Below are 15,855 nucleotides of genomic sequence, written 5' to 3' on the forward strand. Positions count from 1 at the left end.
AGGACTCAAGGGTGATATTCCAATTCCCGCTTATGCCAGGCTTCCACCGTCCCCAGCTCGCTTAAAATAAGCCAACAGTAATTGTACTGTCCCTATCAACGTACGCATGAATATTGTTTTGTGTACAAATTATAGGCTATTAACAGATGCTTCGTCAAGCTCTCTGCAATTATTTCGTTGAGTTAAGCTCTGATGCATCAAGCTCATATTCAAGCAAATGATCCCAATCATCGTTGTTCAGCATATCAAGCTGCGCTTCGATCAGCATTTTGAAGCGTGTGCGGAACACTTTTGACTGCTTTTTTAACTCTTCAATTTCCAATGCGATTTTTCTTGCTTTAGAAAGTGATTCATTGATAATGCGGTCAGCATTTTTTTCTGCTTCTTTAATGATCAGCTTTGCTTCTTTTTGAGCGTTTCGCTTTACTTCCTCAGCTGCCTCTTGAGCAACAACGATTGATTTATTTAATGTTTCTTCTATATTATTGTAGTGCCCGATGCGATCATCTAATTCACTAAGTCTTGCATCTAGTTCTTTTTTCTCACGAATTATATTTTCATAGTCCTTGATTATTTGGTCTAAAAACTCATTTACTTCATCTTCATCATAACCGCGAAATCCTTTGCTGAATTCCTTATTGTGAATATCCAACGGTGTTAATGGCATAATGCCACCTCCCAAACTTCAATTTCTTATGTATTTTTTTCGACAGCTTTTTTAGTATTCCTGCATTTCCAAAGAGAAAACGCCAAAAAAACAGGAAGTGAGACAAATTATACTGTTGAAAATATTGTAACATAGATAATATATAAATAACTATGGAATTTTGGAATGACATGAAAATTATTAGTGTTTGTAAAACAAATGACTGATTATTTTAATTTGCCGATAACAATCCGCCATTTATCTTTTTTTGTTTTACCTTCGAGTGATTTAATGATTGACCTGCCATGTCCTCTGACGGAAATAACATCTCCTTCTTCACAAGTAAAAGAGATGTTTTCCACAGTACCCCAGTTTACTTTCACATGACTTGCTGCAATGTAGCCTTGGGCCTTTTGTCTCGAAATATTGTAAATAGCAGCAATCGTTGCATCAAGCCTTAATGAGGTAAGTGTTGTGCTTGTTTCAACCCATTCTTCCTCTATAGCAATTGCCCTCTCCCAAGGAATTGGATGTAACGATACCTTTGCTTTTCCGATAGAGTCAAGCTGCAAGCGGATGTAGTCTTCTACTTCTTTACCTACAATCAGCTGAACATCGCCGTCCTTAATGAGAATATCCCCAAACTTACTGCGCGATAATCCTAATGACATAATACTACCAAGCACTTGCGGATGCTCAATCGTAACAAACTTTTTCGCATACTCGATATTTTGTAAGGACAGCTGAAAGTCCGCTTGCTCTACTTCATAGTAGGAAGGATACAGAAATGCCCGTTTTCTTTCAGCAGCTCTCGTCCCGCCAGAAAACGATACTAAAACATCTGCATTTTGTCCAATAATTGTATTAACAATCTTCTGTTCGCGAGGATCTAAAAAATCTGTCAGTTTCGGCGCATAAGCATCCTCCACATATTGACGCCAATTAAGCACTTGATCAATGAATTCCTTTTCCTCTGGCCGAAAATGCTGGTATATCGACATATTACAAACTCCTTTAATAGATGTATCTAAATGACTGCATGAAAAAAGGGCTTAATGTAAGCCCTGATTTTAAAACCATAGAAATAACTGTCTAACACCATTGCCTGCTAAATTCAAAACAAAGATAGCCACAATCGGAGAAATATCAATCATACCGATTGGCGGAATTATCTTTCTGAACTGCTCTAAATACGGTTCACAAATACGGGCAAGGAAGATTCCGATTCCAGTTTCTCTTGCATTAGGTATCCATGACATGAAAATATAAATGATCAGCGCATAAGAGTAATAAGTTAGTACTCTTGAAATAATTAAAAAGACCAAATCCATCTAAGATTACCACCTCGCATTTTCAAATTCAGTTTCTTGAAGTATTTGGGAGATGTTCCCTGATACTTCGACATTATCCGGTGTGCATAGGAAGATATCTGTACCCACTTTTTGGATGTCTCCCCCGATTGCATAAACAGTTCCGCTTAAGAAATCGACGATTCGTTTTCCTTGTTCTTTATCAATTCTTTGCAGGTTCACGACAACTGCACGTCTATTTTTTAACTGGTCCGCAATATCCTGTGCTTCTGCATAAACTCTTGGCTCAACCAAAAATACTTTGGACGACTTTTGCACGCTTTGCAAGCTAACAACATTTTGTTTTTGCTGCTGAACAGGCTGTTGCTGTTGTTGCTGCTGTTGAAAATAGGACTGTGTTGGCTGCTGTCTCTGTTGATTTCTCACTGGCTCCTGCTCCTGTTCATACTCTTCTTCCTCATAATCTTCATCTTCTAAGAAAAAAAATGTTTTTATTTTCGACTTTATACTCAATTTCTAAACCTCCTATTTATCGCTGCCAACGAGTGCTGTGCCGATACGAATCATCGTTGCACCTTCTTCAATGGCAATCGAGTAGTCGTTAGACATTCCCATGGAAAGCTCCGTGCACGGGGCATTGCTGATTTTTAAGCTCTGAACTTCTGTTTGCAGTGCTTTTAAGTTACGGAAGCAGCTGCGCAGAAACTCTTCGTTATCTGTAAATGGCGCCATTGTCATTAAGCCGACTATTTCGATATTTGGAAATGCATCGAGGCTTTTGATGAAGTCAATTGTCTCCTCAGGGGCAATGCCGTGCTTAGATTCTTCTTGCGATACATTGACCTGAACAAAACACTTGATCTTTTTGGATGCACGCTTATTAATTTCTTTGGCTAAAGATAAGCGGTCCAAGGAATGGATATAATCCACATGATCAATAATGCTCTTCACCTTACGCGTTTGCAAGGAACCGATAAAATGCCAAACCGGCTCGTCCATCAGCACCTCACGCTTGGCAAGCAAGCCTTCTTCCCGGTTTTCGCCAAGATTGGTCACACCTGCCTCTACTGCCTCTTTTGCCCTTTCTATTGTAACATATTTTGTCACTGCGATAATGGTGATATCTTCAACAGATCTATTGACTTTTTCACAAGCCAATTTCATCTTTTCCCTAATTTCTTGCAAATTAACCTTTACTTGCATCTTACTTTAAACATCCTCTCTCCAGCCAATAAAGCTCATCATTCTTCCTGTTTTCCCTTGATCTCGCCTGTGGGAATAAAAGTATGACTCCTGAACACTTGTGCAAAGGCCAGTCACCAAAATGTTGGATTCCTGAATACCTGCCTTTATTAACAGCTGTTTGTTCAGCTTTTGTAAACTCAATGAATATTGATTCGGGGAGACAAGCACATATGGCTTATCATCATCTTTATCTAACGCATCTTCAACTCTGTTTATGACACGCCCGTCTACTATGTATTGTTCGTCAGTTATGGACGGACCGATGGCTACTTCAATTTCACTCGAATCAATTCCGTGTGATTTGAACACCTCGACCATTTTGTTGGCAATTTTCTTAACAGTACCTTGCCAGCCGGCATGGGCAATGCCGATCGCCTTCGTTTTCCTGTGGATGAAATACAGCGGAACACAGTCAGCATAGCAAAGGGTCAATAAAATGCCTTCATCCATTGTAAATAAGCCATCTGTATCTGGCAATGCACTTTCATAGTCGCACGCCCCTTTACCTACATCTGCTTTTGTCACTTCCCAAATGTTGTTCTTATGGGTTTGTTCAGAACCAACCCAATTTCTCAACGGGAAATGGAGTTTATTTGCGACAATTTGGCGATTTGCTGTTACCTTCTCATTTGAATCATTAACATGATAGGCCATATTTAAACCTTTATGATGGCCAATGCTTGTGCCGCCGTTTTTTGTAGTGAATCCTGCTGCTAATTGCGGGTAGTCTTTACACCATGATTGAATGGTAAAATATTCATTTTCATGTAATAAGAAAGGTTCCATTTTTTATAACCTCAGCTTTTTTTTATAGTTTACCATAGACTTGTGCATTGGTCATAAAAAAACCAATAATATTTCGCCCTATTCTTCCACTTCTGTGAGCTCGAGCGACTTTGTATATTTAACTAAGATTACGTCTTCTCCGATTTTTAAAATATTGCTCCATGGAATCACAATATCTGCTTCTCTATTGAAGAATCCTAACACCTTTCCTGGCCCGCCAATAATAATCGATTCAATCTTTCCTGTCTGCAAATTAATATCTATATCTCCAATATTACCAAGCTTTTTCCCATTCGCTACATTGACGACATCTTTTATTTGAAAATCAGAAATTTTAAGCATTGCTCCCACTCCTATATAATAATCACTGAATGCAAGGATAGCCTTTATAAAAATATATGTTGCCAATTACGATAATTAGTACAAATTCTCGTACGTCAGGAAGATAATTGCCCATAAAAAAACTGCCGAAACATTTTTTCGGCAGTTCTCATGTACAAGCTCACTACTAGCTTTGGATATTTTTATTCATTTGTTTAATAGCAGCCTTTTCCAGTCTTGATACTTGAGCTTGGGAGATACCTATTTCATCAGCAACTTCCATTTGCGTTTTCCCTTGAAAAAAACGCTTTCTTAAAATAAGTTTTTCCCGATCGTTCAATCTTCGCATTCCTTCTTTGAGGGCGAGTTCTTCCACCCACTGTATATCCTTGTTCTTCTCATCACTCAATTGATCCATCACATAGATTGGATCGCCACCGTCATTATAGATCGGCTCAAAAAGAGAGACTGGATCTTGAATTGCATCCAATGCGAAGACGATATCCTCATGGGGAATATCAAGCTCTTTTGCAATTTCCTCAGCTGTTGGTTCCTTTGATGTCTTGCTCATTAATCGCTCTCTGACTTGCAATGCTTTATAAGCTATATCCCTTAAGGACCTGGACACCCTTATCGGGTTATTGTCACGCAAGTAACGGCGAATTTCACCAATTATCATCGGGACAGCATAGGTGGAAAACTTTACGTTTTGACTTAAATCAAAATTATCAATAGATTTCATTAGACCGATACAACCAACTTGAAATAAGTCATCGACAAACTCGCCTCTATTGTTGAACCTTTGAATCACACTTAATACAAGGCGGAGATTTCCATTAACGAGACTTTCTCTTGCGGTAATATCTCCCTGATGCATTTGCTTGAAGAGCTCTCTCATTTCTTCGTTTTTCAATACTGGAAGCTTAGATGTATCCACACCGCAAATTTCTACTTTATTTCGAGTCAATCTATTTCCCTCCTCACAGGAGCTGCTGTACAAAAAACAGTATCTCCTTGAGAAGGAAAAATATGCATAAGTGATTTTCCATCCTAATCCAAATTCACTACCGTTTTCTCTTCAAAAAACTATCAGTACAATGTTTTTCTGCAATAATAATTCGCACAAAAAAATTTTTTATTCGACAAAAAATGCCAGCCGCACTTTCTAACAAGAAAGAAGAATTAATTCATCCTTGTTAGTTGAAGTTTAGCTGACAGATCACTCTACACCATTTTATTAAATTCCTTTTGCAGTCTTTTTATAATCCTTTTTTCCAATCTGGATATATAGGACTGAGAAATACCAAGCATATCTGCTACATCCTTCTGCGTCTTTTCTTCGCCTGTTCCAAGGCCGAAGCGCAGCTCCATAATTTGCTTCTCTCTTTTAGAAAGCTGATGCAATGCCCTTATGAGCAGTTTTTTATCGACGCTTGCATCGAGGTCTTTCGTGATGATATCTTCCTCTGTACCCATTACATCTGATAACAGCAGTTCATTGCCATCCCAGTCAATATTCAGCGGTTCATCGAAGGAAACCTCTGACCGTATTTTATTGTTTCTTCTCAAATACATCAGTATCTCATTCTCGATACATCTTGATGCATATGTAGCAAGCTTGATTTTCTTTTCAGGATTAAAAGTATTGACAGCCTTTATTAGTCCGATGGTTCCAATACTAATTAAGTCTTCAATATTGATGCCCGTATTCTCAAATTTCCTGGCAATATAAACAACAAGACGCAAATTACGTTCAATTAAAATAGATCTTGCTGCCTGATCACCTTCTGGCAGCTTCAGAAGCAGTTCTTCTTCCTCTTCTTTGCTTAACGGTGGAGGCAATGCTTCGCTTCCGCCAATATAAAAAACTTCATCTGTTTTCAAACCTAATTTCATTAATAGCTTATACCAGTAGTAAGTTAAGCGAAGCTTTAGTTTTTTCATAATTGTCCTCCTTCTAAATGATGTATCAAAAGAGTATAGTATATTAACTAACCATTCCTTCGTTTACCACATTGATTTTTTTGCCTGTCAGCATTTTAGGATGCACAATGCATGAAAAAGCATCATCTGATGAAAGCTGCTGTCTTGTAAAAGAAATCAGCCCTTTTTCCACTAAATATTTGTCATCTTTTTGTTCAATGACAAGCTGTTCTGGCTTAATGGCAATCATGAGCTGATGCTCTTTCCCCATCACCTTATAGGGGATAATGCGCATCCGGTATTGCCAGTCATCACTTAGCTGCTTTTGCCCATGAATAATCGCTTCCGAGTCATCAACAATTTCACATAACTCAGCTGGCAGATCATCGCCCATTCCATTAATAGATACAAACATGACGGGAACTCTTGAAATTGGATCATATACTTGGTTGCCGCTGTCAACGAGCCCCTTTAAAGTAAAAGCCTTGCCGGCTATTTGAAAGCTCACTTGGACAATCTCTTCATATTTGATTTTTGTTATTTCAATGCTTTCTACATTCTTTCTAGAAAAATGCCAGGCTGCTGGAAAGCCAAGCAATACAAACAGCCAGCTAATTGGATCACCAAAACCTTTAACACTAGCTAGCATAACAGAAGAAGATAATTGAAAATCAAACTGAACAAAATAATGGCTGCCAATCAGGACCCCTCCAATCAGGAAGGTGACAAAATAAAAGGTCATTAATCCACTAAGATAATAGCGCAGTCTTTTAAAGCCAAAAACAGTCAAAATCATCACACAAGAGAAGCCTAGCTTTGAAATCGGGTGACTTGTATAGATGTGGTATGGAGTAACTGCCAAAAGAATGATTATCGATCCTATCAGGCCGCCGCACAGCACTCTCCAAAGCTTTACGTCTCTTTTTAAGATGATGGCTGTCAAGTAGAGCAGCAAGCTGTCAAACAAGAAATTTAGCAGCCATATGACATCTAAATAAACGGCCAAGTAGTTTGAGCCTCCTTCCTAAAGTTTTATGGCATGATTGCTTGCTCATCTAACTCTATTAATCTGTTACGAAAAAGTATAACCTACTGCTTGAGGAAAGTGTGTCACTTCCTGTAATCAAAAAATCAGAAATTTTCTCTATTAACAACAGATTTTGTCACTATTTCTTGCCTTCTGCTATAAGTTTGTTCTAATGGTAAATTTTCAGTTTTTTTTAAAATGAAATTATTTCCCAGGCTATGAAAGCATAAAAAAAAAGCGGGAAATTATCCCGCTTTTTTTTATCTTCTGCGATTTCTGTTACGTAAGAATGTTGGTATATCCAATGTATCTTCACCTGTTTGGATTGAGTTTCCGCGTACAGGCTCTTTTGCACTGTTTGGATTTTCCTCGCGTTTCACTTCACGTGAGCTGCTAGGGTTGCTTGAAGGCTTCATGCTATTTAAAGATGGCCTTGAAGCAGATACTTGAATCGCATCTTGGTTAAATCCAGTTGCAATTACTGTTACGACAATTTCGTCTTTTAAGTTTTCGTTAATAACAGAACCGAAGATCATATTAACATCTTGGTCAGATGCAGAAGCGACAATGTCAGCTGCTTCCTGAACTTCATATAGGCTTAAGTTAGATCCGCCCGTAATGTTCATTAACACACCTTGCGCTCCATCGATAGATGTTTCAAGCAACGGTGATGAAATTGCCTTTTTGGCTGCTTCTGCCGCGCGATTTTCTCCTGATGCAACACCGATTCCCATCAATGCAGATCCTTTGTTAACCATGATTGTTTTCACATCAGCGAAGTCAAGGTTGATTAACCCTGGTGTTGCAATAAGGTCAGAGATACCTTGTACACCTTGACGGAGTACATTATCTGCTTCTCTGAATGCTTCAAGCATCGGAGTGCTCTTATCCACAATTTCAAGCAAGCGGTCATTCGGGATGACAATCAAAGTATCTACAGCTTCTTTAAGAGCAGAGATACCGCTTGCTGCATGTGTTGAACGCTTTCTGCCTTCAAATGTGAACGGTCTTGTTACAACACCAACTGTTAATGCGCCGATGTCTTTTGCGATTTGTGCGATAACAGGTGCTGCACCAGTACCTGTTCCGCCTCCCATACCTGCAGTAACAAATACCATATCAGCTCCTTTTAGAGCCTCTTCGATTTGTTCTTTGCTTTCCTCTGCAGCTTTTTTACCCACTTCAGGGTTAGCACCGGCACCCAAACCTCTTGTCAGTTTGCCACCGATTTGCATTTTCACTTCAGCTTTTGATAAGTTCAACGCTTGTGCGTCCGTATTTACTGCAATAAACTCTACTCCTTGAACACCATGTTCAATCATTCGATTGACAGCATTGTTCCCGCCGCCACCGACACCAATAACTTTTATTACAGCTAATGAATCTATATTTGTATCAAATTCTAACATGACAAATCCTCCTAATTCGTCGATATTCAGCAGTATCGAACTGTCCGCGTCTCAAATCTTGGTGATATGGAGTAAACATACCATTTTAATAGTTCTTATGTTTTTTATCTTTTAATCGAAAAAGTATCCCATAAATTTCTTTAGCTTGGAAGGTCCTTTTTCGACAGGCTGTTTTTCGTATGAAGCTTTTGGTGGAGCCTGTTTTGGTGCTCTTTTTTCCTTTGGTTCCCCAACTGCAACAGGCTCAGCCTGTTGAATACTGCCGCCTTGCAGCTTGTTGTTCTTGTATGAGAATTTAATCAAGCCGACAGCAGTTGTATATTGAGCTTCCCTTACACCAATATAATCAGGTATCGCGATGCGGACCCGATTTTGGAAAACTTCCTGGGCCAATTCCAAAATGCCTTTTGTTCCGGCGACTCCTCCAGAAAGTACGAAACCGCCTGGAAGATCATACACACCTAGTCTTTCTAGCTCGTCCATCACTAAATCAAACATTTCTTCCAATCTTGCTTCAATAATATCGGCAATTTCCAGTTGGTTGAACTGCTGATGCTGGTCACTTCCGATAATCGGAACGCTGAATACTTCTTCCTCTGATGCGTGATTGTAATAGGCATAGCCATATTTCACTTTGATTTTTTCTGCATCTTCGGTTGTTGTTCGCAAGCCAATGGACAGATCTTTTGTTATATGATCTCCTCCGATTGGCAAGACGCTTGTTTTTTTCAAGAAGCCATTTTCAAAAACAGCGATTGTAGTAGACCCGCCTCCAATATCAAGCAGTGCCACTCCAAGATTTTTTTCATCCTTTGACAGCGCGAAGGAACCAGCGGCAAGAGGCTGCAATGTAATATCAACAATCTCAAGGCCTGCTTTTTCCACGCAGCGAAGCGTATTATGTAATATTGTCTTGCTGCCTGTTATAATGATTCCTTCCATTTCAAGGCGGACGCCTATCATCCCGCGAGGATCTGTAATTTCATCAAGACCATCCACGATAAACTGCTTTGGGATAATGTCGATTATCTCCCTCTCAGGCGGAATGGAAACAACTTGTGCTGCATCCTTTACTCTCATTACATCTTCTATTGTTATTTCACGATTTTCACTTGAAACTGCCACTACTCCATGTGAGGGCTGCAAGCTTACATGATTTCCCGAAACGCCAACAATAACTTGTTTAATTTCTACACCAATCATTCTTTCCGCCTGTTCAATAGCTCTTCGTATGGAATGAACGGTTTCATCTATATCGACAATAGAACCCTTCCTCAACCCTTCAGAAGGTACGATGCCTACTCCAATAATGTTTAAGGACTCATTAATCATTTCGCCGATGATTACTTTCACGCTGGATGTACCGATGTCTAGACTTACATAAAATTCATTGCTGTTCATTCTCGGGCACCTCCTTTTGCTTTTTAAAAATAAGTGAACAACAGCTATCCTGCTTATTTAGCGAATGTTAAATTTTAATGAATAAAATTCCCTATTAATATATTATTTATTAAATAATTCGCCAAAACTAATATATTCCCTTTTTTATGATTGATTTTTTTCAGTTTTTTCTCGTTTATTTTCCCACTTTGTCAAGATGATTCTTCTAATGACTGCGATATTTTGAAACAGCCTTACACCGAAGGCAAATATGGCAGCTAAGTATAAGTCTACACCAAGATGAACACCGAGAAAAGCTAAACTTGCAGCAAGGAGAATATTAAAGAAAAAACCTGATACAAACACCTTTTCATCATATATGTTCTGCAAATGCGCCCTGATGCCGCCAAACAGCGTATCGAGTGCTGCTAGTACTGCAATTGACAAATAGTTGGCATATTCATCCGGGACTGTAATATCTGTCATAAGACCAAGTGATATGCCGATAATAAGGCCAAATATAGGCAGCCACATTAAGCACCGCCTCCTTCTTCATCTCCTGCAGGCTTCATATACCGAATCCGGATATTGTCTTCATATGCTGGAATGGTTATTGTTTGCTGCGGCTTTTTAACATCCAGCAACAGATTGTCCATAAAGAAATCATCCGCTGATTGTGAAACCTTCATGCGATTATACAGCTGCTCGGCACTGTTTTTATCTGCAGCAATCACTTTTATCGTCAAAGGAAATTTGTTGACAGAATACCCGTTCATCTTTGTCTCCCCATTAATATCCCTAATGACAGAAGTATTAATGTAACGATGTTCGTCAATGGCTATTTCCTTTGCGCCGTACAAATTCAACTCATTAATGAGCCGTTTCAAAAGATCGGCTGTAATGGAGCCTTGCTCATCACCCATCAGCAAATCTGAGCTGACAGGCTGAATGGATATAACGATTCCATATCCAGCTTTTTCTGTAAGACCAATATCATCTTTCAGCTCAGCAATTGTCTCTTGAAGGAGCTCTTCTTTCGTCTGTGAGCTGTCGCTTTTATACTCGTCGACTTTTTGGCTGTTTGCACGAATATCGCTTAACAGCTTAAGCTCCGTTTCTTTTTCCTTGAGAAGGGCTTGCTTTAACTCCCAAGTATCCCTTGTGTCTCTCACCTTCGGCTTTTTGACTGTTTGGAATTGAACGGCAAGCATAAACCCGATTACTAGCAAGATTATTGTCATAGTGAAAAGTTTTTTGTTCATGCCTTCACCATACTTCCATAATAAATATTCGGCAGCACATCTCTTTTCACCTAATTTGTTCTAAGTGCCTCCATTGTAATGGTCTCTTTCTTTTCGAGTGTGAATTTGATGTTTTCATTCACCAATGTATCCTTCACTCCGCCTTTAATGTTTAATGCACCTTCCATTACTTCACTGTCTCCAATGGCAGTAATCACAAATGGAGCAGGATACTGATTTCCGTCAATTTCAATCACAGGTCCATTACATAGAATATAAGAATCATGGCTTAGGCGCTGGCCGTTAATGCTAACGGCTGCTGCGCCTGAAACATAAAGCTCATTCACCACTTCAAAGATATGATGTTCATGAACAAGATAATTATTAACATTATCATCATTCGGATCATAATTCCCATCTTCTAGAGTAACCTGCACTCCTTGTCCCACAACGCCAACCTTGCCTAAATACATGCGGTAATTATTGGCATCTTCAGCAAGATTGTAATAGGCATCCGCTTTTGTGGAGAGCTCTTTTTCGTAATCGGACAGATCCTTTTGAACTTGTTCGAGCTCTTTATAAAGCTCATTATTTCTTTCTTCTTGTTCGATCAGCTCATTTCGCAATGCAAGATCCCGATCAAACTGGCTGTCACTCAAACTTTTCGGACCGTCTTCAGCATTGGCCATTTGGAAGGCAAAGGCAACAATGAACCCTAGTACAAGAAAAACAAAAGAAAAGATTACGTGGCTCCCCTTTCGTTTATTCTTCACTATTTTCCTCTCCTTCTGATGATCCATACTCCTTGAAATAAGAGCCGACTTCTAAGTCAATAACACCCTTTTTCTTTGGATTCAATTGGCTGATAATCGATGGATAGTGTTCCATCTTCTCTGCAAAAGTGCTTAAAGAGGCTGCCACTTCAAATCCATCATTCATAAATACATTAATATGGTATGAATCCGTTTTTTTCGGTGTGTAATGGATCTCAGAGATAGCATTGTAAACACCAGCTGGGAGTTTTTTCAGCTCCTTGACTGTTTTCTCCAGCGCTTTGTCATTATCAAAATCCATAATGAGCGGAGCATCATACGGTGTTGATTCAGAGCTTCTTCCCTCTAATTCAGTTCCGCTTTCCAGAATGGGAATATACTTATTGCCGCTTACCATGTAAGCAATCCGTTTATATTCTTCCACTTCAATATTCACTTTGTTTGGAAGCTTTAAAGAAACAGAGGATGACTTGATTTCAGGCAGTGCATTCAGTTTTTCTTCAATCTTGTCCTTTTTTATAGTCCAAATATTTGTCGAAGAGCTGATTCCGCTGATTTCCTCTATCTCCCCTTCCGTATACAAGATGTTTCCTGTCACGATTGTTTCTTTCACATTGCTTAATGGTGACTGAAAGTAAATAATGCATCCAATGAGGAGAAAAAATAGCATGAGCAGAAATATGAGGCGTTTGTTTGCTTTCTTTTTTCGCTGCTGTTTCAATTTAGGAATTCTATCTTCAATGGAAACAATCTTCCCTTTATCCAAATAACCACCTCTAACAAACAAGCAACAGTATGTAAGCTGCCGTTTCATAATCACTTAATATATATCGGAATATATCTGTTTTATTTAAAGCAGAAAATGTCTTGTTTTGAAACTTTTTTCATGACTTTCAAGGTGATAAAGCTTGTCTATTACAAATATAATAGACTTAACTCTTCTAATGTTTGATTATAGCATCCTGATTACATTAATTGAAGAAAAGTCTGGATGGGAAACGGAAAACTTTTCCCACCCAACTGATTATTTTGTGACATCCTTCATAACATTGAAAAGTCTCATCGCAGCATCTGGAATCCCTAATTCCAATGAAGCAGCTTTCATGCTTTTCAACTTTTCAGGCTGCAGCATAATATCATCGATGTCTTTCACCAGGCTATCACCAGTCAATTCACGTTCAAGCAATAGTTTTGCTGCACCGTTATTAGTAAGTGAATGGGCGTTTTTCTCTTGATGGTTATTCGTCACGTAAGGGCTTGGGATTAAAATGCTTGGAATTCCAAGGGACGTGAGCTCAGCCAATGTTGTAGCTCCTGCCCTTGCTACTGTCAGGTCAATTCCTGCAAGCACCTCTGGCATATTATGCACAAACGGTTTGATAATCACATTTTCCGGATTGCCGACTTTTTCGACTTCCTTCTTCACTGATTCATAATGGACTTCTCCCGTTACATAAAGGATCTGATAATCCTTCTTCCCAAACTCAGGCAATGCAGCAATAACCGCATCATTAATCGGTCTCGCTCCTCTTGAGCCTCCAAAGATTAGCACAGCTGGGCTATTAAGTTTAAGTCCGGCAGAAAGCTTTCCTTTAATTGCATCCTGGTTTAATACTTCCGATGCACGAGGGTTGCCTGTTAGAACAACCTTTTCCTTCGGGAAAAACTGTTCGGCTTCGGCAAAGCATGTTGCCACTTTATCGACATACTTGCTCAAGAATTTATTAGTCAATCCAGGCACACTGTTCTGTTCATGAATAATCGTAGCAATCCCCATTTTTGCGGCAGCATACACTACAGGTCCGCAAACATAACCGCCTGTTCCAATTACCACATCTGCTTGGAATTCTTTCAAGATTTTCTTGCATTTATTGACACCCGAAATAAATCTCCAAACGGTTTTCACATTTTCAGGTGAGAGCTTTCGTTTAAAACCAGTTATATGTATCGCTTTAAATGGAATATTTTCACGGCGCACTAGTTTACTCTCTAGCCCTTGTTCTGTTCCTATGTATAAGAACTCGACATCCTTGACTTCTTTTTGTATTTCACGGATTAAGGCAAGTGCTGGATAAATATGTCCTCCGGTACCACCGCCGCTAACCACTATTTTCATTTTCCCACCTCATAACACGTACTTGTTCTAGCTGCTTATTTAAGCATTTATTTACGATTTTCAAATCTTCTTTATTATAGCTTTATTTATGAAAAACAGAAACTATCTTCTTTGAATATTTTGGAGGATTTTCTTAAAGCCCAAAACTAGATGTTCCCTATTGTACTATATTTTAAACCTATTCGTGTAATTTACTAAAATTGAAAACAAATTGTAATACATTTATTGAAGGATAAAAAGAGCTTCATTTGCGGGGCTTGCATTAATAACCCCTTGTCAAACAAGCATTTTATTTGAGCATCCTCCCCCTTCCCCTCCCCTCTCCCTACATTCGTAGTGAAATAATTGTTATCATTTGTTTATATTAGTGAATTATATGAAGATTTTAAATAAAATTACCTGCTGAACGCATAAAAAAAGGAAGGCTTTAAGCCATCCTCTCCGTGTAATGCTGCTTCTCTTTATTTAATATCTCGAATAGCGACTCACATTCAATAAAACCCCTATTGCCACAAGCATTAATGTCAAGGAAGATCCGCCATAGCTTAAGAACGGCAGTGTAATCCCAGTAACTGGCATTAAGCCTGTTACAACTCCGATATTGATCATAACTTGAATGGCAACCATTGCGATAATTCCTACAGCTAGCAAGCTTCCAAACAAATCTTGTGCTCCGAGGGCAATCCTAATGCCTCTCCACAGCAGTAAGGAAAACAGCAGCAGGATCAAAGAGCCTCCAATGAATCCAAGCTCTTCTGAAAGAATCGCAAAAATAAAGTCCGTTTGCGGCTCTGGCAAGTAAAAGAATTTTTGTCTGCTTTCTCCAAGCCCTAGGCCAAACAATCCTCCTGGTCCTATCGCGTATAAAGACTGAATGATTTGAAAGCCGCTTCCAAGAGGGTCTGACCACGGATCAAGGAAAGAAGTTATCCTTTTTATCCGGTACGGCGCTGAAGCAACCAGTCCGACAAAGCCGGCTAGTCCAATCAAACCGAGAAACACGAAATGCCGTATTCTTGCACCAGCGATAAAAATCATCACAACACTTGTCCCAACCATGACGGTGCCTGTCCCTAAATCAGGCTGAAGCATAATCATCCCAAACGCTAAAAATACAATGCCTAATGCTGGCACAAGCCCCTTTTTAAAGGAAGTAATCTTTTTCTGATTTTCTGACAGAAATTTTGCAAGGAAAGCAATCATCGCCATCTTCATAAATTCTGATGGCTGAATGGAGAATGCTCCCACTCCAATCCAGCTGCGCGATCCATTACGGACATTCCCAATTCCCGGTATAAGTACAAATACTAACAGAACAAAACATACAATAACGATAATTTTCGCCCATGTTCTCCAAGTCCAATAGTCGATATTCATGATGAAAAACATGGCGACAATCCCGACTCCGGCAAAAAGCATCTGTCTTTTTGCAAAGAAGAAAGAATCATCAAACTTGTAATCTGCCCATACAGCACTTGCACTGTACACCATGATCAGTCCTATCGCCAGTAATGTAAACGTGATGATAATAAGGAATATGTCGGGAGTTGTTTTTTTTGTCGGCACCTTTTCCACACCTCGAGTTGCAAGTATTAGGGCTTGCATCGGACTTTAGAATGAAGGGTGACATTCCTATCCCTTTTAAGGTGATAAAATCACCTTAATCATCATTTTCCTA

18 protein-coding genes and 1 other annotated feature (1 of these 19 running past the window's edge) are annotated in these 15,855 nt (G+C 39.2%); all 18 genes read right to left on the reverse strand.

The window, feature by feature from the left end; all coding sequences use genetic code 11:
- Positions 1–108 (reverse strand) — a binding site (T-box leader); it reaches 119 nt to the left of the window's first position.
- Between the two features lie 61 nt (positions 109–169).
- Positions 170–667 carry a DivIVA domain-containing protein gene (locus LXM54_RS07725; protein WP_233314473.1) on the reverse strand — a complete coding sequence of 166 codons (498 nt, stop codon included), beginning with the start codon at positions 665–667 and terminating at the stop codon, positions 170–172.
- 206 nt (positions 668–873) lie between these two features.
- A complete protein-coding gene (locus LXM54_RS07730; RefSeq protein WP_233314477.1) occupies positions 874–1,647 on the reverse strand; it encodes a YlmH family RNA-binding protein in 774 nt (257 codons plus the stop codon).
- A gap of 69 nt (positions 1,648–1,716) precedes the next feature.
- A complete protein-coding gene (locus LXM54_RS07735) occupies positions 1,717–1,977 on the reverse strand; it encodes a YggT family protein (protein WP_233314478.1) in 261 nt (86 codons plus the stop codon).
- A 6-nt stretch (positions 1,978–1,983) separates the two neighbouring features.
- On the reverse strand, positions 1,984–2,469 hold the full coding sequence (locus LXM54_RS07740; protein WP_233314480.1) for a cell division protein SepF: 486 nt from the start codon (positions 2,467–2,469) through the stop codon (positions 1,984–1,986).
- Between the two features lie 12 nt (positions 2,470–2,481).
- On the reverse strand, positions 2,482–3,159 hold the full coding sequence (locus LXM54_RS07745) for a YggS family pyridoxal phosphate-dependent enzyme (RefSeq protein WP_233314482.1): 678 nt from the start codon (positions 3,157–3,159) through the stop codon (positions 2,482–2,484).
- A gap of 6 nt (positions 3,160–3,165) precedes the next feature.
- Entirely contained in the window at positions 3,166–3,987 is an 822-nt protein-coding gene (gene pgeF / locus LXM54_RS07750) for a peptidoglycan editing factor PgeF (protein ID WP_233314483.1), read from the reverse strand.
- A 78-nt stretch (positions 3,988–4,065) separates the two neighbouring features.
- Positions 4,066–4,329, reverse strand: a complete 264-nt coding sequence (locus tag LXM54_RS07755; protein WP_233314484.1) for a YlmC/YmxH family sporulation protein — start codon at positions 4,327–4,329, stop codon at positions 4,066–4,068.
- Positions 4,330–4,495: 166 nt separating this feature from the next.
- A complete protein-coding gene (gene sigG / locus LXM54_RS07760) occupies positions 4,496–5,275 on the reverse strand; it encodes an RNA polymerase sporulation sigma factor SigG (RefSeq protein WP_233314485.1) in 780 nt (259 codons plus the stop codon).
- Positions 5,276–5,532: 257 nt separating this feature from the next.
- A complete protein-coding gene (gene sigE, locus LXM54_RS07765; protein WP_233314486.1) occupies positions 5,533–6,252 on the reverse strand; it encodes an RNA polymerase sporulation sigma factor SigE in 720 nt (239 codons plus the stop codon).
- Positions 6,253–6,295: 43 nt separating this feature from the next.
- Positions 6,296–7,237, reverse strand: a complete 942-nt coding sequence (gene spoIIGA, locus LXM54_RS07770; protein ID WP_233314488.1) for a sigma-E processing peptidase SpoIIGA — start codon at positions 7,235–7,237, stop codon at positions 6,296–6,298.
- Positions 7,238–7,518: 281 nt separating this feature from the next.
- Positions 7,519–8,667: a cell division protein FtsZ gene (ftsZ, locus tag LXM54_RS07775; protein ID WP_233314489.1), complete on the reverse strand. Its 1,149-nt coding sequence runs from the start codon at positions 8,665–8,667 to the stop codon at positions 7,519–7,521.
- A gap of 111 nt (positions 8,668–8,778) precedes the next feature.
- Complete coding sequence (gene ftsA, locus LXM54_RS07780) at positions 8,779–10,068, reverse strand: cell division protein FtsA (RefSeq protein ID WP_233314490.1); 1,290 nt, start codon at positions 10,066–10,068, stop codon at positions 8,779–8,781.
- 144 nt (positions 10,069–10,212) lie between these two features.
- Entirely contained in the window at positions 10,213–10,581 is a 369-nt protein-coding gene (locus tag LXM54_RS07785; RefSeq protein ID WP_233314492.1) for a small basic family protein, read from the reverse strand.
- Entirely contained in the window at positions 10,581–11,309 is a 729-nt protein-coding gene (locus LXM54_RS07790) for a DUF881 domain-containing protein (protein WP_233314493.1), read from the reverse strand. Before LXM54_RS07790 ends, LXM54_RS07785 begins: the two co-directional genes overlap by 1 nt.
- 50 nt (positions 11,310–11,359) lie before the next feature.
- Entirely contained in the window at positions 11,360–12,061 is a 702-nt protein-coding gene (locus LXM54_RS07795) for a DUF881 domain-containing protein (protein ID WP_233314494.1), read from the reverse strand.
- The gene (locus LXM54_RS07800; RefSeq protein WP_233314495.1) at positions 12,051–12,827 is read right to left on the reverse strand and encodes a cell division protein FtsQ/DivIB; all 777 of its coding nucleotides are present in this window, start codon (positions 12,825–12,827) and stop codon (positions 12,051–12,053) included. Before LXM54_RS07800 ends, LXM54_RS07795 begins: the two co-directional genes overlap by 11 nt.
- A 258-nt stretch (positions 12,828–13,085) precedes the next feature.
- Complete coding sequence (gene murG / locus LXM54_RS07805; RefSeq protein ID WP_233314496.1) at positions 13,086–14,177, reverse strand: undecaprenyldiphospho-muramoylpentapeptide beta-N-acetylglucosaminyltransferase; 1,092 nt, start codon at positions 14,175–14,177, stop codon at positions 13,086–13,088.
- A gap of 465 nt (positions 14,178–14,642) precedes the next feature.
- Complete coding sequence (spoVE, locus tag LXM54_RS07810; protein ID WP_233314498.1) at positions 14,643–15,743, reverse strand: stage V sporulation protein E; 1,101 nt, start codon at positions 15,741–15,743, stop codon at positions 14,643–14,645.
- Positions 15,744–15,855: the final 112 nt, after the last annotated feature.

Source organism: Bacillus sp. Au-Bac7 (assembly GCF_021341655.1).
Lineage (GTDB): Bacteria > Bacillota > Bacilli > Bacillales > Cytobacillaceae > Niallia.

Excerpts from the sequence above, each read along its gene's own strand:
- LXM54_RS07785 (WP_233314492.1), bottom strand. The coding sequence starts at position 10,581 with ATGTGGCTGCCTATATTTGGCCTTATTATCGGCATATCACTTGGTCTT.
- ftsA (WP_233314490.1), bottom strand. The coding sequence starts at position 10,068 with ATGAACAGCAATGAATTTTATGTAAGTCTAGACATCGGTACATCCAGC.
- murG (WP_233314496.1), bottom strand. The coding sequence starts at position 14,177 with ATGAAAATAGTGGTTAGCGGCGGTGGTACCGGAGGACATATTTATCCA.
- LXM54_RS07725 (WP_233314473.1), bottom strand. The coding sequence starts at position 667 with ATGCCATTAACACCGTTGGATATTCACAATAAGGAATTCAGCAAAGGA.
- ftsZ (WP_233314489.1), bottom strand. The coding sequence starts at position 8,667 with ATGTTAGAATTTGATACAAATATAGATTCATTAGCTGTAATAAAAGTT.
- LXM54_RS07745 (WP_233314482.1), bottom strand. The coding sequence starts at position 3,159 with ATGCAAGTAAAGGTTAATTTGCAAGAAATTAGGGAAAAGATGAAATTG.
- LXM54_RS07755 (WP_233314484.1), bottom strand. The coding sequence starts at position 4,329 with ATGCTTAAAATTTCTGATTTTCAAATAAAAGATGTCGTCAATGTAGCG.
- pgeF (WP_233314483.1), bottom strand. The coding sequence starts at position 3,987 with ATGGAACCTTTCTTATTACATGAAAATGAATATTTTACCATTCAATCA.
- LXM54_RS07735 (WP_233314478.1), bottom strand. The coding sequence starts at position 1,977 with ATGGATTTGGTCTTTTTAATTATTTCAAGAGTACTAACTTATTACTCT.
- LXM54_RS07730 (WP_233314477.1), bottom strand. The coding sequence starts at position 1,647 with ATGTCGATATACCAGCATTTTCGGCCAGAGGAAAAGGAATTCATTGAT.
- LXM54_RS07790 (WP_233314493.1), bottom strand. The coding sequence starts at position 11,309 with ATGAACAAAAAACTTTTCACTATGACAATAATCTTGCTAGTAATCGGG.
- sigE (WP_233314486.1), bottom strand. The coding sequence starts at position 6,252 with ATGAAAAAACTAAAGCTTCGCTTAACTTACTACTGGTATAAGCTATTA.